General features: G+C 72.2%; 17 protein-coding genes and 1 riboswitch. Of the genes, 6 read left to right on the top strand and 11 right to left on the bottom strand.

The genetic code is table 11. From position 1 onward, the window contains the following. Positions 1-192 precede the first annotated feature (192 nt). Together AB0I91_RS00135 and AB0I91_RS00140 are read left to right on the top strand one after the other, a co-directional pair. Complete coding sequence (locus AB0I91_RS00135; RefSeq protein ID WP_499634329.1) at positions 193-2,835, top strand: nSTAND1 domain-containing NTPase; 2,643 nt, start codon at positions 193-195, stop codon at positions 2,833-2,835. 87 nt (positions 2,836-2,922) lie between these two features. Then, the gene (locus AB0I91_RS00140) at positions 2,923-3,270 is read left to right on the top strand and encodes a LapA family protein (RefSeq protein WP_498772823.1); all 348 of its coding nucleotides are present in this window, start codon (positions 2,923-2,925) and stop codon (positions 3,268-3,270) included. A gap of 9 nt (positions 3,271-3,279) precedes the next feature. On the opposite strand, the gene AB0I91_RS00145 is transcribed toward AB0I91_RS00140, so the two are convergent. The 7 genes from AB0I91_RS00145 to cobN all read right to left on the bottom strand — a co-directional run bounded on the left by AB0I91_RS00145 (position 3,280) and on the right by cobN (position 16,292). Next, positions 3,280-5,991, bottom strand: coding sequence for a cellulose binding domain-containing protein (locus AB0I91_RS00145; RefSeq protein ID WP_499634332.1), 2,712 nt, complete (start codon positions 5,989-5,991; stop codon positions 3,280-3,282). A 538-nt stretch (positions 5,992-6,529) separates the two neighbouring features. Beyond that, positions 6,530-7,561 carry a LacI family DNA-binding transcriptional regulator gene (locus AB0I91_RS00150; protein ID WP_498772647.1) on the bottom strand — a complete coding sequence of 344 codons (1,032 nt, stop codon included), beginning with the start codon at positions 7,559-7,561 and terminating at the stop codon, positions 6,530-6,532. Next, positions 7,558-8,958, bottom strand: coding sequence for a GH1 family beta-glucosidase (locus AB0I91_RS00155; protein ID WP_498772821.1), 1,401 nt, complete (start codon positions 8,956-8,958; stop codon positions 7,558-7,560). The genes AB0I91_RS00150 and AB0I91_RS00155 overlap by 4 nt, the downstream gene beginning before the upstream one ends. 11 nt (positions 8,959-8,969) lie before the next feature. Continuing rightward, entirely contained in the window at positions 8,970-9,869 is a 900-nt protein-coding gene (locus AB0I91_RS00160) for a carbohydrate ABC transporter permease (protein WP_498772645.1), read from the bottom strand. After that, positions 9,869-10,873, bottom strand: a complete 1,005-nt coding sequence (locus AB0I91_RS00165; RefSeq protein WP_498772643.1) for a carbohydrate ABC transporter permease — start codon at positions 10,871-10,873, stop codon at positions 9,869-9,871. Before AB0I91_RS00165 ends, AB0I91_RS00160 begins: the two co-directional genes overlap by 1 nt. After that, positions 10,873-12,159, bottom strand: a complete 1,287-nt coding sequence (locus AB0I91_RS00170) for an ABC transporter substrate-binding protein (protein WP_498772641.1) — start codon at positions 12,157-12,159, stop codon at positions 10,873-10,875. Before AB0I91_RS00170 ends, AB0I91_RS00165 begins: the two co-directional genes overlap by 1 nt. A 566-nt stretch (positions 12,160-12,725) precedes the next feature. Beyond that, positions 12,726-16,292, bottom strand: a complete 3,567-nt coding sequence (cobN, locus tag AB0I91_RS00175) for a cobaltochelatase subunit CobN (protein WP_498772639.1) — start codon at positions 16,290-16,292, stop codon at positions 12,726-12,728. A 33-nt stretch (positions 16,293-16,325) separates the two neighbouring features. Further along, a riboswitch (cobalamin riboswitch) is annotated at positions 16,326-16,455 on the bottom strand. 11 nt (positions 16,456-16,466) lie between these two features. Here cobN and AB0I91_RS00180 point away from each other — a divergent pair. From AB0I91_RS00180 to AB0I91_RS00190, 3 genes are read left to right on the top strand one after another with little or no spacing between them, the layout of a single operon-like run. Next, entirely contained in the window at positions 16,467-17,477 is a 1,011-nt protein-coding gene (locus tag AB0I91_RS00180; RefSeq protein ID WP_499634336.1) for a ferredoxin-like domain-containing protein, read from the top strand. Beyond that, positions 17,474-18,100 (top strand): precorrin-8X methylmutase, encoded by a 627-nt coding sequence (locus tag AB0I91_RS00185; RefSeq protein WP_498772635.1) that lies wholly within the window; start codon positions 17,474-17,476, stop codon positions 18,098-18,100. The genes AB0I91_RS00180 and AB0I91_RS00185 overlap by 4 nt, the downstream gene beginning before the upstream one ends. Beyond that, a complete protein-coding gene (locus AB0I91_RS00190; RefSeq protein WP_498772633.1) occupies positions 18,097-19,554 on the top strand; it encodes a precorrin-2 C(20)-methyltransferase in 1,458 nt (485 codons plus the stop codon). The genes AB0I91_RS00185 and AB0I91_RS00190 overlap by 4 nt, the downstream gene beginning before the upstream one ends. On the opposite strand, the gene AB0I91_RS00195 is transcribed toward AB0I91_RS00190, so the two are convergent. Further along, positions 19,529-20,236 carry a cobalt-precorrin-6A reductase gene (locus AB0I91_RS00195; RefSeq protein ID WP_499634339.1) on the bottom strand — a complete coding sequence of 236 codons (708 nt, stop codon included), beginning with the start codon at positions 20,234-20,236 and terminating at the stop codon, positions 19,529-19,531. The two genes, AB0I91_RS00190 and AB0I91_RS00195, sit on opposite strands and share 26 nt — an antisense overlap. Positions 20,237-20,256: 20 nt before the next feature. On the opposite strand from AB0I91_RS00195, the gene AB0I91_RS00200 reads away from it, so the two are divergent. Further along, the gene (locus AB0I91_RS00200) at positions 20,257-21,315 is read left to right on the top strand and encodes a cobalt-precorrin-5B (C(1))-methyltransferase (protein WP_498772629.1); all 1,059 of its coding nucleotides are present in this window, start codon (positions 20,257-20,259) and stop codon (positions 21,313-21,315) included. A 5-nt stretch (positions 21,316-21,320) separates the two neighbouring features. Here AB0I91_RS00200 and cobM read toward each other — a convergent pair whose 3' ends face one another. From cobM to AB0I91_RS00215, 3 genes are read right to left on the bottom strand one after another with little or no spacing between them, the layout of a single operon-like run. Then, a complete protein-coding gene (gene cobM, locus AB0I91_RS00205) occupies positions 21,321-22,064 on the bottom strand; it encodes a precorrin-4 C(11)-methyltransferase (protein WP_499614111.1) in 744 nt (247 codons plus the stop codon). Further along, positions 22,061-23,209 carry a precorrin-6y C5,15-methyltransferase (decarboxylating) subunit CbiE gene (gene cbiE, locus AB0I91_RS00210; protein ID WP_499634343.1) on the bottom strand — a complete coding sequence of 383 codons (1,149 nt, stop codon included), beginning with the start codon at positions 23,207-23,209 and terminating at the stop codon, positions 22,061-22,063. Before cbiE ends, cobM begins: the two co-directional genes overlap by 4 nt. Further along, the gene (locus tag AB0I91_RS00215; protein ID WP_498772623.1) at positions 23,206-23,592 is read right to left on the bottom strand and encodes a pyridoxamine 5'-phosphate oxidase family protein; all 387 of its coding nucleotides are present in this window, start codon (positions 23,590-23,592) and stop codon (positions 23,206-23,208) included. Before AB0I91_RS00215 ends, cbiE begins: the two co-directional genes overlap by 4 nt. Positions 23,593-23,709: the final 117 nt, after the last annotated feature.

Below are 23,709 nucleotides of genomic sequence, written 5' to 3' on the forward strand. Positions count from 1 at the left end.
CCGGCGCGCCTCAGACCCGAGCCCGCACGCACACCGGGCGACCTGCTCCGGACCGCTTCACCCGAATGCAGTCCCCCGAAGCGGGCGCGCCGCGGGACCTCGCATGACAGCCTGGACGGCACGTTTGTCACTGCGGACAATCGTGGTGAGACTGCCAGGGGGGTGGACCGGTTGCCGCGCGGAGAACGCCCGTTGGACGTCGGTGACAGCCCGCTGCTGAAGTTCGCCGCCGACCTGAGGTCGTTGCGGGACAAGGCGGGCGGGCACAGCTACCGGCAGTTGGGCGCGCGCGCCCACTACTCGGCGACCACGTTGTCCGACGCGGCGGGCGGGCGCAGGCTGCCCACGCTCGCGGTGACGCTGGCCTACGTGCGCGCCTGCGAGGGCGACGTGGCCGAGTGGGAGGACCGGTGGCGGCAGGTCGCCGCCGAGGTCCTGCCCAGCTCCGACCCCGCCCCCGACGAGGGCCACCCGCCGTACGCGGGCCTGGCCGCCTACGGCACCGAGGACGCCGAGTGGTTCTTCGGCCGCGACCACCTGCTGGACGACCTGGAGCAGCGCCTGGCGCACCGCCGGTTCATCGCGGTGTTCGGCGCGTCGGGCGCGGGCAAGTCGTCCCTGCTGCGCGCCGGCCTGGTGCCGAGGGTGGCCGGCCGGGTCGTGGTCACCGCACCGAGCGAGACCGCCGACCCGGACCTGGACGCCGACCTGCTCATCGTCGACCAGTTCGAAGAGGTCTTCACGCTGTGGCCGGACGCCGACCGGCGCACCGCTTACGTCGACGCGCTGCTGGCCGCCCGGTGCAAGGTCGTGGTCGGCGTGCGGGCCGACTTCTACGGTCACTGCGCGCAGCACCCGGCGCTGGTCGAGGCGCTGGCCGACGCCCAGCTGCTGCTCGGGCCGATGGGCGCCGAGGAACTGCGCCAGGTGATCATGCAGCCCGCCGTGAAGGCGTCGTGCACGGTGGAGACGGCGCTGGTGTCCCGGCTCATCGCGGACGCCACCGGTCAGGCGGGCGTGCTGCCGCTGATGTCGCACGCGCTGCTGGAGACGTGGCGGCGACGGCGCGGCACCACGTTGACGCTGGCCGGCTACGAGGCCGCGGGCGGCGTCCAGCACGCCATCGCCCAGACCGCCGAACGCACCTACACGTCCCTGGAACGGCACCAGCGCGCGGTGGCGCGGCAGGTGTTCCTGCGGCTCACCGCGCTCGGCGACGGCACCGAGGACACCAAGCGCCGGCTGCCGCGCGCCGAGCTCGACCACGACGTGGACGTGGACGTGGTGCTCGACCGGCTCGCCCACGCCCGGCTGCTCACCCTGGACCGCGACAGCGTGGAGATCGCGCACGAGGCGCTGATCCGCTCCTGGCCGCGGCTGCGCGGCTGGCTGGCCGAGGACCGGGAAGGGCTGCGCACCATGCGCCGGCTCACCGAGGCCGCGGCCACCTGGGAGTCGCTCGGCCGCGACCCGGACGCGCTGTACCGGGGCACGCGGCTGGACACCGCGGTCGAGTGGACGCGGCGCGACGGCGTGCGCACCAGCGCGCAAGAGCGCGACTTCCTGGCCGAGAGCCTCCAGGCGCGCGACCGGGAACGGCTGGTCACGCAGCGGCACACCCGCAGGCTGCGCCAGCTCGTGGCGCTGCTGGCCGTGCTGCTCGTGCTCGCCGGCACCGCCGTGGTGATCGCGATCAGCGCGCAGAAGGAGGCCGCGGCGGGCTGGAACTCCTCGGCCGCCTGGTACGTGGCCAACCAGTCGCAGAGCCTGCGCAGCAGCGCCTCGGAGCTCGCCGACCAGCTCGCCCTGGTCGCCCACCGCCTCAACCCGAACGACGAGACGCGGGACGGCGTGCTCAGCGCGCGGGCGAGCAGCGAGCTCAACGAAGCCGCGCGCGCCGCCTTCGCCTCGGCCCTGGCCCGCAGCCCGGACGGCGAGCAGCAGACGCCCACCCGGGTGCTCGGGCCGGCGAACGAGACCGTGACCTCGATCGCCGTGAACCACGCCGGCCAGGCGTTCGCCACGACGCTGGTGGACGGGCCCGCGAAGGTCTGGGACGTCACCGACCTGACCCCGGAGATCGTGCACACCTTCGACCCCCGGGTCGACCGGATCGTGTTGGACCCAGCCCGCGCCCGCACGCTGGTCACCGTGTCGGAGCCGTCCGGTGTCGCGGTGTGGGACTGGTCGGACCCGGCCGAGCCGGTCGAGGTGGCACGCCTGACCGACCACCCGAACCAGGTCGTCGGCGTCGCCTACAGCCCGGACGGCCGCGACGTCATCACCTTCGACGTCATGGGCGTGATCCGGCTGTGGGACGTGTCCGACCCGAAGAGCCCGAAGCCGGTCACGCGGCTGGACACCGCGCGGGACGTCACCGCGGTCGCCGTGTCGCACGACCACCGCACGCTGGCGTACGGCACCGCGAAGGGCGAGGTCCGGCTGTACGACGTGACCGACCGGGCCAAGCCCGCGGAGCTGTGGTCCGGCCGGGCGCACCGGGGCGCGGTGCAGGCGCTCGGCTTCGACAGGTCCGGTGACGCGCTCGCCACGGTCGGCACGCAGGACGTGGTCGCGCTGTGGGACGTGTCGGACCCGCGGCGGACCTCGGGGCGCGGCCGGATCAACGGGGTCACCGAAGGCGTCTACGCGGTGCGGTTCGACGACACCGCGACCAGGGTGGTGACCTCGAAGTCCAACGGCACGACGCGCGCGTGGGAGTTCGACTTCGACACGGCGGTGCGCGAGATGTGCGCCGGCGTCACCGCACCCATCACCCAGGAGGAGTGGCAGCTCTACGTCGGCGCGCTGGAGTACCGCCGCCCGTGCGGTTGATTGGCGGGCCGGCGCGGGCGGGCAGATAATCACCGCGTGACCACTCCGCGTGACGACGACCGCACCCAGGCGCCGCCGACGAGCCAGATCCCGGGCGGTCCGCCGCCGGCGGGTCAGCCCGGACCGGGCGCGGTCGAGCCCTCGGTGACCGACGTGCCGGAGCGGAAGGCCGGGCCGCAGGCCAAGCTGAAGCCGACCAGGATCAGCGGCACGTGGGTCGCCGTGCTGGCGTCGATCGTGGTGCTGATCGTGCTGCTGGTGTTCATCCTGCAGAACCTCGCCGACGCCACGATCCACTTCTTGGGCGCGGCGGGCACGCTGCCGCTGGGCGTGGCACTGCTGTTCGCGGCGATCGCCGGCGCGATCCTGGTGGCCCTGGTCGGCGCAGCCCGGATAATGCAGCTGCGCCGCCAGGCCAAACGAGGGCTGCGGTAGTCGACGGCGTCACCCTGCGAGGCAGGGCCTGCCGTTCAGCGTGAAGCCGGTGGGTGCGACGTTGCTGCCCTGCCAGCTCGCCTGGAATCCGAATTCCACCGTGCTTCCCGCCGCGATGGTCCCGTTCCAGCCCTCGTTGCTCACGGTCACGGCGGCGCCGGTCTGCGACGCCTTGCCGTTCCAACTGTTGGTGATCTTCTGGCCGTTCGCGAACGACCAGCCCAGGTTCCAGCCCGTGACGGCCCTGGTGTCCCGGTTGGTGATCCTCACCGATCCGGTGAAGCCACCTCCCCACTGGGAGGAGACCCGGTACTGCACCGAGCAGCCGGGTGGCGGCTGGTCGGTGACCGTGGTCGTCCCGGAGGTGGTGCTCGACGTGGTGTTCGGGATCGTGGTGGTCGTGGTGGGGAACGGCTCGGTGGTCGAGATGTTCCCGGCCGGGTCGGCGACGAGGATGCCGCGGCCGTTGGTGCCCAGGTAGACGCGCCCGTAGACGCGCGGGTCACCGGTGATCGCCTCGCCCATGTTGCCGTACTGCTGGTTCGCCCCGGTGTTGATGTGCACGAAGCCCGCGGCCAGGCCGTCGAAGCCGAAGCCCTCCATCCGGTAGACGCCCAGGCGGCCGTCCTCGAAGGCCAGCACGGTGTACATGGCCGGGTAGGTCTTGCCCTCGGCGGCCTTGCCGAACCCGACGCTGACCGCCTTGGTGACCCACTTGTTCTTCCGGACCGTGGCGCCGGAGTCGGTGGACCGGAACAAGCCGTCGCCGGTCAGCCAGAGGTCGCCCTCGTGGCCCGGCACGGCCTTGAGCCTGGTCGCCGCCACCTCGGGCCCCACGGTGAACGTCGCGCCGCCGTCGGTGCTGGCGTAGAGCCGGCCGCCGGCCAGGCCGTAGAACTTGTTGGGGTTCACCCGGTCCGACTCGACGACGGCCCCCGCCGGGATGCCGGTGGACGGCGCCCAGGTGGTGCCGAAGCCCACCGAGTGGTGCACGGCCGCGCCGGCCGGGCTCCACACGAACCGCGAGCCGTCCGCCGACGCCGCGACCGTGCCGCCGCCGGTGACGCCGCCCGGTTCGGAGCCCGCGAACCAGTTCGCGCCGCCGTCGGTGGAGAACGCCACGTGCGGCGAGCCGTCCACGTTGCCGGAGCGGACGATCACCGACGGGTTCTTCTCCGCGTAGTCCAGGCTGGTGGTCGTGGTGAAGTTGGGCTGCTGGAACATCAGCGGCGGCACCTTGGTGATGTCGGTGTGCCGGAACCCGCCGATGTCGCCGAGGCCGCTGATCAGCGGCGCGCCGGTGGGCGGGCTGATCAGGTCGAGCACCGCGGTCTCCTCCAGCCCCGCGGCGGTCGGCTTGATCGTGATCTTTCCGCCGTCGTCCCACTTGAGCAGGTCCGTCGTGCCGTAGATGGTGGCGCCGGTGCCGTACATCATCCGGTTGGAGTCGAACGGGTCGATCTCCAGCGACTCCACCATCCAGCCGAGCTTCGGCGAGGTCTCCGGCGGCTGCGGGTTCGCGCCCCAGCTCAGCCACGGCGAGGAGCCGATGTCCATGGTGTAGCGGAAGCTGCGCTCGGGGTAGCTCGTGAAGTCCCACGCCCGCGTCCACGTCGCGCCGCCGTCAGTGCTGCGGAAGATGATGACGTCCGGCCACCAGGAGATCTGGGTGGCGACCATGAGCGTGTCCGGGCTCTGCCGGTCGATGGTCAGGCCGCTGTAGCCGAAGTAGGCGTCGGAGCTGGTGGACGGGACCGGGCTGATCCGCGTCCACGCGCCGGTGGCGGTGTCGTACTTCCACACGTCGCCCTTGCCGCCGTCGTACGGGCCGCCGGTGTCGCTGGTGGCCAGGTAGAGGAAGCCGCCCTCGGCGTCCAGCTCGCCCTGGTGGGCGAGGTAGCCGGTGGGCTGGCCGGCCAGCCGGGTCCAGGTCGCGCCCGCGTCCGTGCTGCGGTAGACCGTGTTCTCCTTGTCGGCCACGCCGACGTAGATCGTCCTGGACGGGCTGCCCGCGGTCGAGGAGCGCGGGTCGTAGGTCACCCAGACCACGCCCTGGATGTCGTTGGAGTAGCCGTTGGGGTCGTTCGGGTCGGCGACGTAGTTGCCCGGGTTGGGGAAGCTCGTCACCTGCGCCCAGGTCACGCCGCTGTCCGCGCTGCGCCACAGGCCCTTGCCGCTCGGCGCGCCGAAGTACAGCACCCGCCCGTCGTTCGGGTCGACCGACAGCCGCTCACCCATGCCGCGACCCGGCATGTTGCCGCCGACCTTGAACGGCAGCTCGGTGCGCTGCCACGTGGCGCCGCGGTCCGAGGAGCGCAGGATCGCGCCGTTGTTCGGGTCCCAGCTGTTGGTGTACATGCCCACGGCCGCGTACACCTTGTCGGCGTTCTTCGGGTCCGGCGCGATGCTCGCCACGCCGTTGTAGCCCCACTTGTCCCAGCCGACCCAGTCCAGCAGCGGGACCCAGCGGCCGGTGGCCTGGTTCCACCGGTAGGCGCCGCCGATGTCGGTGCGCGCGTAGACCAGGTCCTTCTCCGCGGGGCTGAACACGATGCCCGGCACGAACCCGCCGCCCGCGATCTCCACGTTGCGCCAGTCGTGCGGCTGCACGATGCCCGAGGCGGACAGCGGCGGCGAGGACGCGGGACTCGCCGCGGCGGTCACCAGCACCACACCGAGCGCGGCGACGGCCGCGGTGGTCAACGCGAGAAGGCGCTTCATGACTCCACTCCCCCATTCGTGACCGGCGCGGCCGTGACCGGCGCGCTGGTGATCGGCCGGACCCGCCCGACCTGTCCGAACGCACCGGCCCCGACCGGGTTCGCGGTCGAGGTGGCGTCGGGGTGGTTCCCGGCACGACGGCCCGCGACTCCCACCGGGCCCGGCGGGGCTGCCGCCGTGAACGGGGTGCGACGGGCCATCGGTGCTGCGCTCCTTCGCGCGGGGTGGGAGGAGGCGGTGGGCGAGAGGGATCCGCCTCCCCCCTGGCTGGAAGTCGGGGTACTGGAGGTCGTGCGGTCCGGGCGCGCGGGAGGCCGTCCGGGTTACCAGTTCTGGGAGCGCTCCCAGATCGGGCAGGATTGGACCGTAGCCAGGCTGATCGACTCACGGCAAGGGTCGGGGCTACGCCATCCGAGTGAACTGTGCGCTCAGGCCCACCGGATTGGGTCGAACGCGTCGAACGAGACGTCGAATCGCTTCGAAATACCGCGACCCGGACCGAAGGCCCGGGTCGCGGCAGTGTTCCTCCGAGAGCGACTCAGGCGCTCGAACGGGTGACCATCGAGGTCGGGAGGAGCAGGAACGGCGGGAGGTTCTCCTCGCCGGCCAGCTCCGCCATGAGACGCCACGTCATGGTGCGGCCCAACTGCTCCACGTCCTGCCGGATCGTGGTCAGCGGCGGCACCGCGGTCGAGGCGATCATCAGGTCGTCGAACCCGACCACGGCGACGTCCTCGGGCACCTTCTTGCCGTGCGCGTGCAGGGTCTGCAACGCGCCCAGCGCCATGATGTCCGCGCCGACGAACACCGCGTCCAGGTCCGGGGCCTGCTCGAGCAGGTCGGCCATGGCCGCGGCGCCGCTCTCCGGCGTGAAGTCGCCGTACGCGACCAGGCCGGTGTCGACCCTGGCCTGGCTCAGGCCGCGCTTCCAGCCCGACAGGCGGTCCATGCCGACCGCCATGTCCCGGGGGCCCGCGATGGTGCCGATGCGCTTGTGACCCCGCGCGACCAGGTAGCGAGCCGCTTCCATCGCGCCGTTGAAGTTGTCCGAGTCCACATAGGGCACTCCACCGGCGCCGAGGGGCCTGCCGCAGACCACGGTCGGCAGGCCCGCGTCGGCGAGCGTGCGGGGCAGCGGGTCCTGGCCGTGCAGGCTGATCACCAGCACGCCGTCCACGTGGCCACCGCACAGGTAGTTCACCAGGTCCTGCTCGTCGCCCTCCTTGCTCATCATGAGGACGAGCTGGACCCGCTTGCCCGCGAGCTCGGCGTGCACTCCGCGCAGCACACCGGCGAAGAACGGGTCGTTCAGCACCCGGCTGCCCTGCTCGGACACGACCATGGCGATGCAGTTCGCCCGGCTGCCCGCGAGCGTCCGGGCCGCCTGGTTCGGGCTGTACCCGAGCTTGCCGATGGCCTGGTGGACGGCTTCACGCGCCCTGGAGCTGACGTACGGCTCGCCGTTGATCACCCGGGAGACGGTCGACTTCGACACCCCGGCTGCCCGAGCGACCTCCTCGAGCCGGGTGTTGGGTCGTCGCGCCTTGGGCGGGTCAACGGCATCTGTCACGGAGCGACCGTCGCCGCGAGAACGTTGCCACGGGCAACCTGTGAGTACCACATGGCACTCATCTTAGGCGTCCGCACCTGGGTCTCGTAGTCGACATGCACGATCCCGAACCGCTTGGCGTAGCCCTCGGCCCATTCGAAGTTGTCCATGAGCGACCACGCGAAGTAACCGCGGAGGTCGACACCCGCCTCGATGGCCGCGTGCGCGGCCCTGAGGTGCGACTCGATGTAACCGAGGCGCTCGGGGTCGTTGATCGACCCGTCGTCGTTGACGGAGTCGACGTAGGCCGCGCCGTTCTCGGTGACGTACAGCGGAATGCTGGGGTAGTCCTGGTGCACCCGCATGAGGACCTTGAACAGGCCGTCCGGCTGCACCTCCCAGTCCATGTCGGTGCGCGGCAGGCCGCGGCTGGGGAACGACACGTGCTCGGCGCCCACCCAGGGTGACCCGGTCGGGCGACGCCCGTTGGTCTGGACCTCGACCTCCGGCTCCGGCGTGCCGCTCACGAAGTGCTCGGCGTAGTAGTTGACGCCCAGCTGGTCCAGCGGCGCGGAGATGATCTCCAGGTCGTTCTCGCGGATGTGCTTCGAGAAGCCGTACGGCTCCAGGTCCTCCACGATGTCGGCCGGGTACTCGCCCTTGAACAGCGGGTCCAGGAAGATCCGGTTCTGCAGGCCGTCGAGCCGGCGGGCGGCGTCGAGGTCGGCCGGGTCGTCCGGGTTCGCCGGGATGATCGGGTACATGTTGAGCGTGATGCCGATCTTGGCGTTCGGCGCCTGCTCGCGGATCGCCGAGGTGGCCAGGCCGTGGGCCAGCAGCAGGTGGTGCACGGCCGCGACGGCGGCCTCCGGCTCCTGGCGGCCGGGCGCGTGCACGCCGGCGGCGTAGCTGAGCAGCGACGAGCACCACGGCTCGTTGAGCGTGGTCCAGTTGTCCACGCGGTCGCCGAGGGCGCCGACGACCGACTCGGCGTACTCCGCGAAGCGGTACGCGGTGTCGCGGTTGGCCCAGCCGCCCTCGTCCTCCAGCGTCTGCGGGAGGTCCCAGTGGTAGAGCGTCAGCCACGGGGTGATGTTGTTCTCGAGCAGCTTGTCGACCAGCCGGGAGTAGAAGTCCAGGCCGGGCTGGTTGACCGGACCGGCGTCCGGGCGGATGCGCGGCCACGCGGTGGAGAACCGGTAGGCGTGCAGCCCGAGGTCGACCATCAGCTGGACGTCCTCGTCCACGCGGTAGTAGTGGTCGGCCGCGGGATCACCCGTGTCACCGCCCACGACCGCGCCCGGAAGCTGGCAGAACGTGTCCCAGATGGACGCGGTGCGACCGTCCGCGGTGGTCGCGCCTTCGATCTGGAACGCCGCGGTCGCGGCGCCCCACACGAATCCCTCGGGAAAGGAAATCGACTCCACAGCTACCCCTTCACAGCACCCTGCATGATCCCGGCGACGATCTGCCGACCGAGTACGAGGAAGACGATTAGAATCGGGACCGTGGCCATCGTGGTCCCGGCGAGCACGAGCGTTTTGTCGACGTAGTAGCCGCTCTGCAACTTCTCCAGGGCGACCTGCATCGTCGGGTTGTCCGCGTTGAGCACGATCAGCGGCCAGAGGAAGTCGTTCCACGACATCATGAACGTGAAGATGCCCAGCATGGCGGCCGCCGGGCGCACCGCGGGCAGGCACACGTGCCAGAACGTGCGGATCATGCTGCACCCGTCCATGCGGGCCGCCTCGATCAGCTCGTCCGGCACGGCGTCGGCGATGTACTGGCGCATCCAGAACACGCCGAACGCGGTCACCAGGTTGGGGACGATGACCGCGCCGAGGGTGCCTGACCAGCCGTACTCCGCCATCACCATGTACAGCGGGATGATGCCGAGCTGCGTGGGCACGGCGAGCGTGGCGACCACGAACACCATCAGCGGACCGCGGCCCTTGAACCGCAGCTTGGCGAACGCGAACCCGGCCAGCGTCGAGAGCACCACGACGGAGATCGTGACCGTGCCGGAGACGATGATGCTGTTGCCCAGCGCCTTCCAGAACGGGATCGTGTCCAGCACGCGGCTCGCGTTCTGGAAGAAGTTCCCGCCCGGCAACATCGGCGAGTCCTTGGTGAAGGTCGCGTCGTCGTGGCTGGCCACCAGGAACGACCAGTAGAACGGGAACGCCGAGCCCAGGATGAAGGCGATCAGGATCCCGTAGACGACGAAGCTCGGGCGCCGCTCGGAGAGCGACACCGCCTTCGAGCGCCTCCGCTTGACGGGCTTGGACCCGGCCGCGCTCGGCGCCGGGCGATCGGTGATGGTGGCCATCACGCCTCCCCACTGGACGCGAGCTTGCGGGTGAGCAGGAAGTTGATCCCCGCGATCGCGATGATGACGATGAACAGGATCCAGGCCATCGCCGAGGCGTAGCCGAGGTCCTGGCTCTGGAAGCCGGCTTGGTACATGTAGAGCACGACCGTCTGGTACTGGTGGGTCGCGCCGCCGTTGGCGCCCGCCGAGGGCGAGAACAGCAACGGCTCGGTGAAGATCTGCAGACCGCCGATGGTCGACGTGACGATCACGAAGATCAGGGTGGGGCGCAGCATCGGCAGCGTGATGCTGACGAACTGGCGCACCTTGCTCGCGCCGTCGACCCAGGCCGCCTCGTAGACGTCGCGCGGGATGGCCTGCATGGCGGCCAGCACGATCAGGGCGTTGTAGCCGGTCCAGCGCCAGTTGACCATGGTGGCGATGGCCACGTGGCTCCACCAGCGGTCGGCCTGCCAGTCGATCCGGTCGAAGCCGAACAGCTCGATGATGTTGTTGACGCTGCCGTACTGCACGCCGAACAGGTCGCCGAAGATGATGGTCAGGGCGACGAGGCTGGCCACGTAGGGCAGCAGCACGCCCATGCGCCAGCCGGTGCGCCCGCGCAGGGCGGTGTTGAGCAGCGCGGCCAGCAGCACCGCGATGATGACCTGCGGGATCGTCGAGATCGCGAAGATGCTGAACGTGTTGACCATCGCGTTCCAGAACTGCGAGTCGGCCAACAGGTTGGTGTAGTTCTCGACGCCGATGAACGGCTGCTCGTCCGCGCCGAGCTCCCACTCGAACAGGGAGATGTAGGCCGTGTAGAGCAGCGGGAACAGGCCCACGACCGCGAACAGGACGAAGAACGGGGCGATGTACAGGTAGGGCGAGAACTTCACGTCCAGCCGGTTCAACCGGTAGCGCCAGCTCAGCTTGCCCGTGCCGATGTCATCGTTGTCGTCGCGCCGCGGCGGGCGGGGCTCGGCGCCCCGCCCGCGCGCGACCGAAAGCTCGGTCGTCATTACTTGGCAGCCTTCTTGGCTCCCTCGACGACCTTCGCCCACGCCTCGTCGGGCGACGTGCCCTGCTCGACCGAGGTCAGCGCCGGGGAGACCACGTTGTCCTGGATCTCACCGTCCTGCGGGCCCTTGTACTGGGCCGCCGCGACCTTGTTGGCCTGCTCGGCGAACAGCATGCCGACCTTCTCGCCACCGAAGTACTCGCTGGTCTGGTTGAGCAGCTCGGGGGAGATCAGGCCCTCGGTCTGGCTCGGGAAGGTGCCCTTGGCCTTGAACGCCTTGATCTGCTGCTCGGGCGCGGTCAGCCACGCGGCCAGCTTGGCGGCCTCGGCCTTGTTCTTGCCCTGCTTCGGGACGGTCAGGTACGAGCCGCCCCAGTTGCCGCCGCCGCCGGGGAACGCCGCGGTGACGGCCCACTTGCCCTTGTGGTCGGGACCGGCGTTGCCCTCGATGACACCCAGCATCCAGGACGGGCAGGTCTTGGTGGCGAACGCCGACTCCTTGAAGCCGGTCTGCCACTCCGGGCTCCACGCGGAGAGCTTGGCCGACTGGCCGCGCGCGACCGCGCCGGTGACCTGGTCCCAGATCTTCTTGTCGTCGTTGGTCTCGATCACGAGCTTGTCGTCGCGGTCGAAGTAGCCGGTCTCGGCCTGGTTGTGCATCGGGTTGAAGATCTGCGCGGCCGAGTCGAACCACGGCTTGCCGGTCGCCTTGACGTACTTGTCACCGGCCTCGAAGTACGAGTCCCAGGTGGCGAACAGGGCCTTGACGCCCTCGGGGTCGGCCGGCAGGCCGGCGGCCTCCAGCATGTCCTTGCGGTAGCACATGGCCAGCGGGCCGATGTCGGTGCCGTAGCCGATGAGCTTGTTGTCCTTGGTCGTGACGGCGTCGACCTTCCACTGCAGCCAGCGGTCGTCGCGGACGTCCTTCGGACCGATCTCCTTGAGGTTCTCGAACTGGCCCGACTTGGACATGACCTGGCTCAGGAAGCCCTCTTCGACGGCCTCGACGTCGGCGAGGCCGGAACCCGCGCCCAGCTTGGTGAACAGGTTCTGGTGGTGCGGCGCGGCCTGGCCGGTCTTGCGCTGCGTGACCTTGACGTTCGGGTTCGCGGCTTCGTACTCCTTGAGGAGCTCCTCGTACCCGAACTCGTTGAAGGTCGCGATGGTCAGCTCGACCTTGCCGTCGGATGCCCCTCCGGAACCTCCCGAGCCACAGGCCGTGGCGACAGCGGCAAGCACTGCGGTGCAGGCCAGGACTTTGGCCAAGCCTGCTCGACGGTAGCGCACGAGAACTCCTCAGTTGATCGGCGGTGAACGTTCTGGGAGCGCTCCCAGGTTTTGGGGGAGTGTGGTTCGCGCCACGGAGTTGTGTCAAGCTCCCGTGTCCGCGCTGTTACCGACGTTGCGTCATTTGCCTTGCTGGACCGATTCTGCTAGCCGCTGGCCCAGTGGTCCGTTCAGGCACTGTTCGTAGACCGGTCGGACACGCTCGGTCCATCTCCGCGCCGAACGGCCCGAAAAGATTCCCGAGTCGCGAACCCGCTCACCCGCCACCAGTCTGCACCGGAAGTGCGCGCGTGTCCGGCACCGCCCCACGGCGAGTCGCGGGGAGTGGCGCGCCGAGTCGTCCGGACGGGTAGCGCGAGTCGGCCGACCGGGTGGCGTCACCGGCCGGCCGAGTCACCGCCGGACGTCCCGCGGCGCGCGGCGGGACGTCCGTTCCGGGCCAGTGATTCACCGAAGTGTTTCGTCACGCGCGCGGCGCCCGGGGATATAGGGGTACCCCTCATGATCGACGCGTTTCCGCGACGTTATAGACGGCGTCGTGGACCGCGGGCGGGCGGCCCGAAGGCTCAGCCGCCGTCCTCCAGGTCGCCCTCGGTTTCCAGGTACGCCTTTCGCAGCGCTTCCAGCGTCGCGGGCTCCGGGTGCTCCCACATACCCCGCTCGGCCGCCTCCAGGAGCCGTTCGGACATGCCGTGCAGCGCCCACGGGTTGGACCGGGCCAGGAACTCCCGGTTCACCGGGTCCAGCACGTAGCTCGCCACGAGCTGCTCGTACATCCAGTCCGCGACCACGCCGGTGGTGGCGTCGTAGCCGAACAGGTAGTCGACGGTGGCCGCGAGTTCGAACGCGCCCTTGTACCCGTGCTCGCGCATCGCGGCCAACCACCTCGGGTTCACCACGCGGGCGCGGAAGATCCGGTTCGTCTCCTCGTTCAGCGTTCTGGTGCGCACGGCATCGGGCCGCGTGCTGTCGCCGACATAAGCGGCGGGCGCTTTTCCGGTGAGCGCGCGCACGGTCGCGATCATTCCGCCGTGATATTGGAAGTAGTCGTCGGAATCGGCGATGTCGTGTTCACGCGTGTCGATGTTCTTCGCCGCCACCGCGATGCGCTTGTAGGCGCTCTCCATCGCCGGCCGGGCTTCGACGCCGTCGAGTTCGCGGCCGTAGGCGTAGCCGCCCCACACCGCGTACACCTCGGCCAAGTCGGCGTCGTCGCGCCAGTTGCGGCTGTCGATCAGCGGGAGGAGGCCGGCGCCGTACGCACCGGGTTTGCTGCCGAAGATCCGCATTGTCGCCCGGCGCGGGTCGTTGTGCTGCGCGAGATCGGCTTGGGCGTGCGCCCGGACGTAGTTGTCCGAGGCCGACTCGTCCAAGTTCGCGACCAGTCGCACCGCGTCGTCGATCAGTGCCACGACGTGGGGGAACGCGTCGCGGAAGAAACCGCTGATCCGGACCGTGACGTCGATTCGCGGCCGGTTCAGCTCGGCGAGCGGGATCACTTCCAGTCCGGTCACCCGGCGGGACTGCTCGTCCCATTCGGGCCGCACGCCCAGCAGGGCCAGCACCTCGGCGATGTCGTCACCCGCGGTGCGCATCGCGCTCGTGCCCCAGACCGACAGGCCGACCGACGGCGGCCACTCCCCCGTGTCGGCGCGGTAGCGCTCCAGCAGCGAGTCGGCCATGGCCTGGCCGGTCTCCCAGGCCAGCCGGGACGGCACCGCCTTGGGGTCGACCGAGTAGAAGTTGCGGCCGGTCGGCAGCACGTTCACCAGGCCGCGCAGCGGCGAGCCGCTCGGACCGGCCGGCACGTACCCGCCGTCCAGGGCGTGCAGCACGTTCGCCAGCTCGTCGGTGGTGCGGGCCAGCCGGGGCACGACCTCCAGCGCGGCGAACTCCAGGATCCGCGCCACGTCCTCGTCGTCGGTGAGCGTCCGGGCCGCGTTCACGTCCCAATTGGCGTCTTCCATCGCCTGGACGAGCGCGCGGGCCTGTTCCTCGACCCGGTCGGTGGCGGTCCGGTCGTCGCCGGACTCGCTCAGGCCCAGCGCCTCGCGCAGGCCGGGCAGGGCGGCGACCCGGCCCGCCCACATCTGCTTGGCCTGCAGGATCGACAGCACCAGGTTCACCCTGGTCCCGCCGGTGGGCGCCTGGCCCAGCACGTGCAGGCCGTCGCGGATCTGGACGTCCTTGATCTCGCACAGCCAGCCGTCGACGTGCAGGATCAGCTCGTCGAACCCGTCGTCCTCCGGCCGGTCGGCCAGGCCGAGGTCGTGGTCGAGCTTGGCGGCCTGGATGAGGGTCCAGATCTGGGCCCGGATCGCCGGCAGCTTGGCCGGGTCCATGGCGGCGATGGTGCCGTGCTCGTCCAGCAGCTGCTCCAGCCGGGCGATGTCGCCGTAGCTGTCGGCCCTGGCCATCGGCGGCACGAGGTGGTCGACCAGGGTGGCGTGCGCCCGGCGCTTCGCCTGGGTGCCCTCGCCCGGGTCGTTGACCAGGAACGGGTAGATCAGCGGCAGGTCGCCCAGCGCCGCGTCGGGCCCGCAGCCCGCCGACAGGCCGACGGTCTTGCCGGGCAGCCACTCCAGGTTGCCGTGCTTGCCCACGTGCACCACGGCGTCGGCGCCGAACTCGTCCTCCAGCCAGCGGTAGGCGGCCAGGTAGTGGTGGCTCGGCGGCAGGTCCGGGTCGTGGTAGATGGCGATGGGGTTCTCGCCGAAGCCGCGCGGCGGCTGGACCATGACCACGACGTTGCCGGAGCGCAGGGCGGCCAGCACGATCTCGCCGTCGGGGTCCCGCGACCGGTCCACGAACAGCTCGCCGGGCGCCTCGCCCCAGTGCCGCTCCATCTCCTCGCGGGTGTCCTCGGGCAGGGTGGCGTACCACTGCCGGTAGCGGGCCGCCGGCAGCCGCACGGGGTTGCCCTGGAGCTGCTCCTCGGTGAGCCAGTCGGCGTCCTGGCCGCCGGCCGCGATGAGGGCGTGGATCAGCGCGTCGCCGTCGAGGTCGGCCACGCCCGGCAGCTCGTCGCCGATGTCGTAGCCGTGCTCCGCCATGGCGGTGAGCAGCCGCACGACGCTGGCCGGCGTGTCCAGGCCGACCGCGTTGCCGATGCGGGAGTGCTTGGTCGGGTAGGCCGACAGCATCACCGCGATGCGCCGTTCGGCCGGCTGCACGTGGCGCAGCCGGCCGTGGCGCACGGCGATGCCCGCGACCCGCGCCGCGCGCTCGTCGTCGGCGACGTAGACCGTGAGGCCGTCCTCGTCGACCTCCTTGAACGAGAACGGCACCGTGATGATCCGGCCGTCGAACTCCGGGATCGCGACCTGGGTGGCGGTGTCCAAAGGGGACAGCCCGTCGTCGTTGCCGTCCCACGCGGCCCGGCTCGTGGTCAGGCACAGGGCCTGCAGCACCGGCACGTCGAGGGCGGCCAGCGCGCCCACGTCCCACGCCTCGTCATCACCGCCGGCGGACGCGGAGGCGGGCTTGGTGCCGCCGGCCGCGAGCACGGTCACCACCAGGGCGTCGGCCTGGCCGAGCACGGCCAGCAGCTCCGGCTCGGCGGTGCGCAGCGAGGCGCAGAAGACCGGCAGCGGACGGCCGCCCTTGGCCACGATCGCGTCGCACAGCGCGTGCACGAACGCCGTGTTCCCGGCCACGTGGTGGGCGCGGTAGTACAGGACGGCGATGGTCGGGCCCTCGCCCGCGTCCTGCCGTTCGAGCACGCCCCAGGTGGGCGTCGGTGCGGGCGGCGCGAAGCCGTGGCCGGTGAGCAGCACCGTGTCGGACAGGAAGTGGTGCAGCTGGGCGAGGTTCGCCGCGCCGCCGTGCGCCAGGTAGGCGTGCGCCTCGGCGCAGACCCCGCCGGGCACGGTCGACAGCTCCATCAGCGGCGCGTCGGGGTTCTGCTCACCGCCCAGCACGACGACCGGCAGGCCCGAGGCGAGCAGCCGGTCGAGCCCCTCCTCCCACATCCGGCGCCCGCCGAGGATGCGCACGACCACCAGGTCGACGCCCTCCACCAGGGCCGGCAGGTCGTCGACGGCGGTGCGGGCGGGGTTGGCCAGGCGGTAGTCGGCGCCACTCGCGCGGGCGGACAGCAGGTCCGTGTCGGAGGTCGACAACAGCAGGATCACGTGCGGGCTCCATCCCTCGGGGGTCCTCGCCCCGGTCGTGGGTACGGCGAGCGGAGTTCCTGACTTCCGGGGCCTCCCCCGGTCACAGTGGCGGGACCGCGCCGGATTCACACCGGCTTCCTCCTGCTGCTTCGCCGTTCGGAGGTCACCCTAACGGCAGTTAGCATCCAGTCCATGCCCACGGATCGAACTCACCCGGACGCCTGCCCCGGCGCGGTCGACGTGCACCGGGCCGCCGACGGCGGGCTGGCGCGCGTGCGGGTGCCCGGCGGGACGTTGGACGCCGGGCAGGTCGACGTGCTCCGGTCCGCCGCGATCGAGCTGGGCGACGGCGTCCTGGAGTTGACCTCGCGGGCGAACCTGCAGATCAGGGGCTTGGCGCCGGGGGCGGAGCACGAGCTGGGCGCGCGGTTGCGCGACGTCGGCCTGCTGCCCTCGATGAGCCACGAGCGGATGCGGAACATCGTCGCCGCGCCGTTGGACGACAACCAGGCGCTGGTCGACGAGATCGACGCGGCGTTGCTGGCCGTGCCGGAGCTGGCGTCCCTGCCAGGGCGTTTCCTGGTCACGGTGGGTGGCGCGGTCAGCGGCCTGGGAGGTGACGTCGGGCTGGTCGGCGACGCGTTGTTCCTGGCAGGCCACGATTCAGGGCTGCGCGTGGCCGATCCGGTCGCGGCCGTGGTGACCGCCGCGCGGCTGTTCGGCGAGCTCCGCGGCGACGCGTGGCGGCTGTCCGAAGTGGACGGCGGTGTGCGGAAGATCACGGCGGCGTTGGGCGTTCCGGGTGACGTCCGGATCGAGCCGGATGTGACGCCCGTCGCACCGGGGCCGCACGGTTCCGCGGTCGTGGCGGGCGTGCCGTTCGGGCGCTGGGACGCACGGCTGCTGGCCGGCGTGCCGGTCCGGCTCACGCCGTGGCGCAGCGTGGTGCTGCCGGCCGGGAGCGACACCGGCGGCCTGTTCACCTCGCCGGACTCCCCGTGGCACGGCGTCAGCGCGTGCACCGGGCGGCCGGGCTGCGCCAAGTCGCTGGCCGACGTGCGCGCCGACGCGACCCGCTGGCTCGACACCCGGTCCACGCCGGGCCGGGTGCACTGGTCGGGCTGCGCACGCCGGTGCGGCAGGCCGGCCGGCGACGTGGTGGAGTTCGTCGCGACCGGCGACGGGTACGAGGAGATCAATTGACCAGCTACGTCAAGGACGGCGCGGAGATCTACCGCCGCTCCTTCGCCACCATCCGCGCCGAGGCAGACCTGGCGCGCTTCCCGTCGGACGTGTCCCGGGTGGTGGTGCGCATGATCCACGCTTGCGGGATGGTCGACCTGGTCGCGGACGTCGACTTCTCGCCCCACGTGGTGCGCGACGCGCGGGCGGCGCTGGTGGCCGGTGCGCCGATCCTCTGCGACGCGCAGATGGTCGCGGCGGGCGTGACGCGGCGTCGGCTGCCCGCGGACAACGAGGTCGTGTGCACGTTGGGCGACCCGCGCGTGCCGGACCTGGCGGCGGAGCTGGGCACCACGCGCAGCGCGGCGGCGTTGGAGCTGTGGCGCGACCGGCTGGACGGCGCGGTGGTCGCCATCGGCAACGCGCCGACCGCGTTGTTCCACCTGCTGGACATGATCGCGGCGGGCGCGCCCCGGCCCGCCGCCGTGCTGGGGGTGCCGGTGGGGTTCATCGGCGCGGCCGAGTCGAAGGACGCGTTGGCGGACAACGACCTGGGGTTGGAGCACCTGGTCGTGCGCGGTCGGCGTGGCGGCAGCGCCATGACCGCGGCGGCGCTCAACGCGATCGCGAGCGAGGAAGAATGACGGGCAAGCTGTACGGGGTCGGGGTGGGTCCGGGCGACCCGGAGCTGGTGACCGTCAAGGCGGCGCGGCTGATCGGCGAGGCGGACGTGGTCGTCTTCCACAGCGCGCGGCACGGGCGCAGCGTCGCGCGCCGGATCGCCGCGCCGTACCTGCGGGAGGGGCAGGTCGAGGAGCAGCTGGTCTACCCCGTCACGACCGAGGACTCCGACGACTACCAGGGCGAGATCGACGCGTTCTACGAGGAGTGCGCGGCGCGGTTGGCCGCGCACCTGGACGCCGGGCGCACGGTGGTGGTGCTGGCGGCCGGCGACCCGTTCTTCTACGGCTCCTACATGCACCTGCACAAGCGGCTGGCGCACCGGTACGAGGCCGAGGTCGTGCCCGGCGTGACGTCGGTGAGCGCGGGCGCGGCGGTGATCGGCCGCCCGCTCGTGGAGCGGGACGAGGTGCTGACCGTGCTGCCGGGGACGTTGTCGGCGGACGCGCTGGTGGAGCACCTGGCCGGCGGCGACCCGGTCGCGATCATGAAGCTGGGGCGGACGTTCCCGCAGGTGCGGGAGGCGTTGGCGCGCGCGGGGCGGTTGGACGAGGCCTGGTACGTGGAGCGGGCGACGACCGGCGCGCAGCGGACCGCGCCGCTGTCCGAAGTGGACGCCGAGGGCGTGCCGTACTTCTCGTTGGCGTTGCTGCCGAGCAAGCCCGCGGCGCGGCCGGCGCCCGAGGGCCGGGTGGTGGTGGTCGGGCTCGGCCCGGCCGGGCCGGAGTGGTTGACGCCGGAGGCGCGGCGGGCGCTGGCGGAGGCCGACGACCTGGTCGGCTACGTGACCTACCTGAACCGGGTGCCGGTGAACCCGCGGCAGCGGCGGCACGCGTCGGACAACAAGGTGGAGGCCGAGCGGGCGGCGTTCGCGCTGGACCTGGCCAAGCGCGGGCGGCGGGTCGCGGTGGTGTCGTCGGGCGACCCGGGCGTGTTCGCGATGGCCAGCGCGGTGCTGGAGGTGGCGACCGAGGAGCAGTTCGCGGACGTGCCGGTGACGGTGCTGCCGGGGTTGACCGCGGCGCACGCGGTGGCGAGCCGGGTCGGCGCGCCGCTGGGGCACGACTACTGCGTGGTGTCGTTGTCCGACCGGCTCAAGCCGTGGGACGTGATCGAGGAGCGGCTGGAGGCGGCGGCGAGGGCCGACCTCGTGCTGGCGATCTACAACCCGGCCTCGCGCAGCCGCACGTGGCAGGTGGACAAGGCGCGGGACGCGCTGCTGCGGCACCGCTCCCCCGACACGCCGGTGGTCGTCGGGCGCGACGTCGGCGGGCCGGAGGAGTCCGTGCGGGTGGTGCGGTTGGCGGACCTGGACGCGTCCACCGTGGACATGCGGTGCCTGTTGCTGGTCGGGTCCTCGCAGACGCGGGTCAGCGCGCGCGGCACGGTGTTCACGCCGCGCCGCTACCCCGGGTGAGCCAGTCGACGGCCTCGGCCACCGTCTCCACCAGCGGCGCCGGTGGCGGCGGTGGTCGGCGCACGACGACGACGGGGATGCCGAGGTGACGGGCCGCGGTCAGCTTGGCCGCCGTCATCGGACCGCCGCTGTCCTTGGTGACCAGGACTTCGATCCGGTGCTCGCGCAGGAGCGCCAGTTCACCGTCCACTGTGTACGGTCCGCGGTCCAGCACGAGGTGCACGTGCGGGTTCGGCGGGTCGGGCGGGTCGACGGTGCGCGCGACACCGCTGGTGAACGCGGCCAGCTCCTGGCGGCCGGTGGTGATGAACGCGCGGCGGCCGGCGACGAGCGCGGCGGCTTCGGCGACGCTGTCCACGTAATGCCAGTCGTCCTCCGGCGGCCAGCCGGGGCGGCGCAGCACGAGGAACGGCGTGCCGGTCGCGGTGGTGGCGGCGAGGGCGTTGGCGGTGATGCGGTCGGCGAACGGGTGCGTGGCGTCGACGACGGCGTCCACGCGTTCGGCCCGCAGGTAGGCCACGAGCCCGTCCACGCCGCCGAAGCCGCCGATCCGGACCTCGCCGGCGGGCAGCTTCGGGTCGGCCACCCGGCCGGCCAGCGACGAGATCACGCGGGTGCCGGTGAGCGCGGCGGCCAGCGCGCGGGCCTCGCCCGTGCCACCCAGCACCAGCACGGTCCTCACGGCTGTTGCATCCTGTCGTCGTGAGCACGAACCTGCGCTTCGGCTGGACCACCGGCGCCTGCGCCACCGCCGCGACCACGGCGGCGTACACGGCGTTGCTCACCGGCGAGTTCCCCGACCCGGTCGGGATCGTGCTGCCGAAGGGTCAGACGCCGTCGTTCGCGCTGGCCCGCGAGGAGTTGGGCGAGGGCCGGGCGTTCGCCGCGATCGTGAAGGACGCGGGCGACGACCCGGACGTCACGCACCTCGCGCTGGTCGGGTCCACCGTCCGGCACGGCGCGCCGGGCAGCGGCGTGGTGTTCGAGGCGGGGCCCGGTGTCGGCACGGTGACCAAGCCCGGCCTGCCGCTGGCGGTCGGCGAGCCGGCGATCAACCCCGTGCCGCGGCAGCTGATGCGCGAGCACGTCGCGCGGGTCGCGGCCGAGCACGGCGGCAGCGGCGACGTGGTCGTGTCGATCTCGGTCGAGCACGGCGAGGAGTTGGCGCGCAAGACCTGGAACCCGCGGCTGGGGATCCTGGGCGGGCTGTCGATCCTGGGCACGACGGGGATCGTGGTGCCGTACTCGTGCTCGGCGTGGATCGACAGCATCCGGCGGGGCATCGACGTGGCGCGGGCGCAGGGCTACGAGCACGTGGCCGGGTGCACCGGGAGCACGTCGGAGAAGGTCGCGGCGGCGCTGCACGGGCTGCCGGAGGACGCGTTGCTGGACATGGGCGACTTCGCCGGCGCGGTGCTGAAGTACCTGCGCCGCCACCCCGTGCGCCGGCTGACCGTGGCGGGCGGGATCGGGAAGCTGTCCAAGCTGGCGGACGGGCACCTGGACCTGCACTCGGGGCGGTCGCAGGTGAACCTGGGCTTCCTGGCGTCGCTCGTGGCCGACCCGGCGCTCGCCTCGGCCGTCCTCGAAGCGAACACGGCGCTCGGCGCGTTGCAGGTGTGCCAGGCGGCGGGGGTGCCGCTGGGCGACCTGGTGGCCGAACGCGCCAAGGCGACGGCGGACGACGTGCTGCGCGGCGCCCCGGTCACCGTGGACGTGATCGTGATCGACCGCGCGGGCGCCGTCGTCGGCCGGGCCTGACCCCGTCACGACCGGCTGCGGGTGGTCGAGTAGAGGTGGCTGTCCGGGAAGCCCTCGGCGGTCAGCACCCGGCCCACGACGATGACGGCGGTGCGCTTCACGCCCGCCGCGCGCACCTGGTCGGCGATGTCGGCCAGGGTGCCGCGCAACACCAGCTCGTCGTCGCGGCCGGCACGGGCGACGACGGCGACCGGGCAGTCCGCGCCGTAGTTCGGCAGCAAATCGGCGACCACCTCCAGGATCCGCTGCACGGCCAGGTGCAGCACGATCGTGGCGCCGGGGCGGCCGAGCGTCAGCAGGTCCTCCCCCGGCGGCATCGCGGTGGCGCGGGCCGCGGTGCGGGTCAGGATCACCGTCTGCCCGACGCCCGGCACGGTCAGCTCGCGGTTCAGCGACGCGGCGGCTGCGGCGAAGGCGGGCACGCCCGGCGTCACGTCGTAGGCGATGCCCAGGGCGTCCAGCCGGCGCATCTGCTCGGCCATCGCGCTGAACACCGACGGGTCGCCGGAGTGCAGGCGGGCCACGTCCTGGTCGGCGGCGTGCGCGGCGGCGAGCTCGGTCGTGATCTCGTCGAGGTCCAGGTTCGCGGTGTCGACCAGGCGCGCGCCGGGCGGGCAGTGCTCCAGCACCTCGGCCGGCACCAGCGCGCCCGCGTACAGGCAGACCGGCGACTCGGCGATGAGCCGCGCCGCGCGCAGGGTGAGCAGGTCGGCCGCGCCGGGCCCGGCGCCGATGAAGTGGACGGTCACGAACGCTCCTTGGTCACTAGCCAGGTGGTCACGGGCATCTGCGGGCGCCAGCCGGTGAAGCCGCCGATCGCGGTCGCCCGGCTCACCTCGATCCGGCTCAGGTCGCCGCCCAGCCTGCCGTGCCACCGGGTCAGCACTGCCTCCGACTCCAGCGTCACGGCGTTGGCCACCAACCGCCCGCCGGGCTTGACGGCGTCCCAGCAGCGCTCGACCACGCCCTCGGCGGTGAGGCCGCCGCCGATGAACACCGCGTCAGGCGCCTCCAGGTCGAGCACGCCCGGCGACGAGCCGACGACGACCTCGATGCCCGGCACGCCCCACTTGGTCGCGTTGCGGGTGATGCGCGCGGCCCGCTCGGGGTGCCGCTCCACCGCGATGGCCCGGCAGCCCGGGTGGGTCCGGCACCACTCGACGGCGATGCTGCCCGCACCCGCGCCCACGTCCCACAGCAGCTCGCCGGGGCGCGGCGCGAGCAGCGCCAGCGTCACCGCCCGCACCTCGCGCTTGGTCAACTGCCCGTCGTGCTCGTACTCCTCGTCCGGCCGGCCCGGCGTCAGCGACGCGCCGTCCGCGCCGCACTCGACCGCGAGCACGTGCAACGGGTCGGCGTCGTCGAGCGAGTGGTGCACCCGCTCCCCCGGCCCGCCCAGCTGCTCCAGCACGGTCAGCCGCGCGTCCGGGGCCAGGGCCGCGACCTCGCGCGGGTTCCCGCCGAGCACGAGCACGCGCCGTCCGGGGTGCAGGTGCGGCACGACGAGCGCGGCGGGCTTGCCGACCAGGCTCACCACGGCCACGTCGTGCAACGCCCACCCCAGGCGCGCGCACGCCAGCGACACCGACGACGGGTGCGGCACGACGCGGACCCGTTCGGCGCCCAGCAGCCGCACCACGGTGGCGCCGATGCCGTGGAACATCGGGTCGCCGCTGGCCAGCACGCCGACCCGCCGCCCGGCGTGCCGGGCCAGCAGCCCCGGCAGCGCGGGCAGCAACGGCGACGGCCACGGCACCCGCTCGAACTCCCCCGGCACCAGGTCGAGCTGCCGGGCGCTGCCCATCAGCACCTCGCACGACGCGATCTCGTGCCGCGACGCGTCCGGCAGCCCGGCCCAGCCGTCGGCGCCGATGCCGACGACCGTGACGCTCACACCGTCCCCAGCACGCGGGTGACGGCGATCTCGATCACCACGCGCCGCGGGTTGGGCCGGGGCGTGCGGTAGCGGTCGGCGTACCGCCGCTCGGCGTCCCTGACCACCTCCGGCTCGCGGCGGACGACCGCGTGCCCCTCCAGCGTCGACCACCGACGTCCGTCCACTTGGCACACCGCCACGGGAGCGCCGCCGGCGGCCAGGATCCGCCGCGCCTTGTGCGAGTCACCCGAGGTGATCACCCTGGCGGTGGCCGTCTCCACGTCCAGCGTGACGCCGACCGGCACCACGTGCGGCGTGCCGTCGGGGCGGATCGTGGTCAGCGTGCACAGGTGGCGCTCGGTCCAGAACGCGCGGAAGTCCTCGCCCTTGCTCGACAACATGCGTGCATCATGCGGCACGCGCGGGCTATCGTGGAAAACGTGACGCGCCGATTTAGCCGCCCCCGGCCGGGAGACCCGGTCGCTGGGGCCTGCGGCGTGCGCTAGTTCACGCGGTCC

It is taken from the genome of Actinosynnema sp. NPDC049800, assembly GCF_040656635.1.
Lineage (GTDB): Bacteria > Actinomycetota > Actinomycetes > Mycobacteriales > Pseudonocardiaceae > Actinosynnema.

Excerpts from the sequence above, each read along its gene's own strand:
- AB0I91_RS00145 (WP_499634332.1), bottom strand. The coding sequence starts at position 5,991 with ATGAAGCGCCTTCTCGCGTTGACCACCGCGGCCGTCGCCGCGCTCGGT.
- AB0I91_RS00160 (WP_498772645.1), bottom strand. The coding sequence starts at position 9,869 with ATGGCCACCATCACCGATCGCCCGGCGCCGAGCGCGGCCGGGTCCAAG.
- AB0I91_RS00165 (WP_498772643.1), bottom strand. The coding sequence starts at position 10,873 with ATGACGACCGAGCTTTCGGTCGCGCGCGGGCGGGGCGCCGAGCCCCGC.
- AB0I91_RS00180 (WP_499634336.1), top strand. The coding sequence starts at position 16,467 with ATGCCCACGGATCGAACTCACCCGGACGCCTGCCCCGGCGCGGTCGAC.
- AB0I91_RS00190 (WP_498772633.1), top strand. The coding sequence starts at position 18,097 with ATGACGGGCAAGCTGTACGGGGTCGGGGTGGGTCCGGGCGACCCGGAG.
- AB0I91_RS00215 (WP_498772623.1), bottom strand. The coding sequence starts at position 23,592 with ATGTTGTCGAGCAAGGGCGAGGACTTCCGCGCGTTCTGGACCGAGCGC.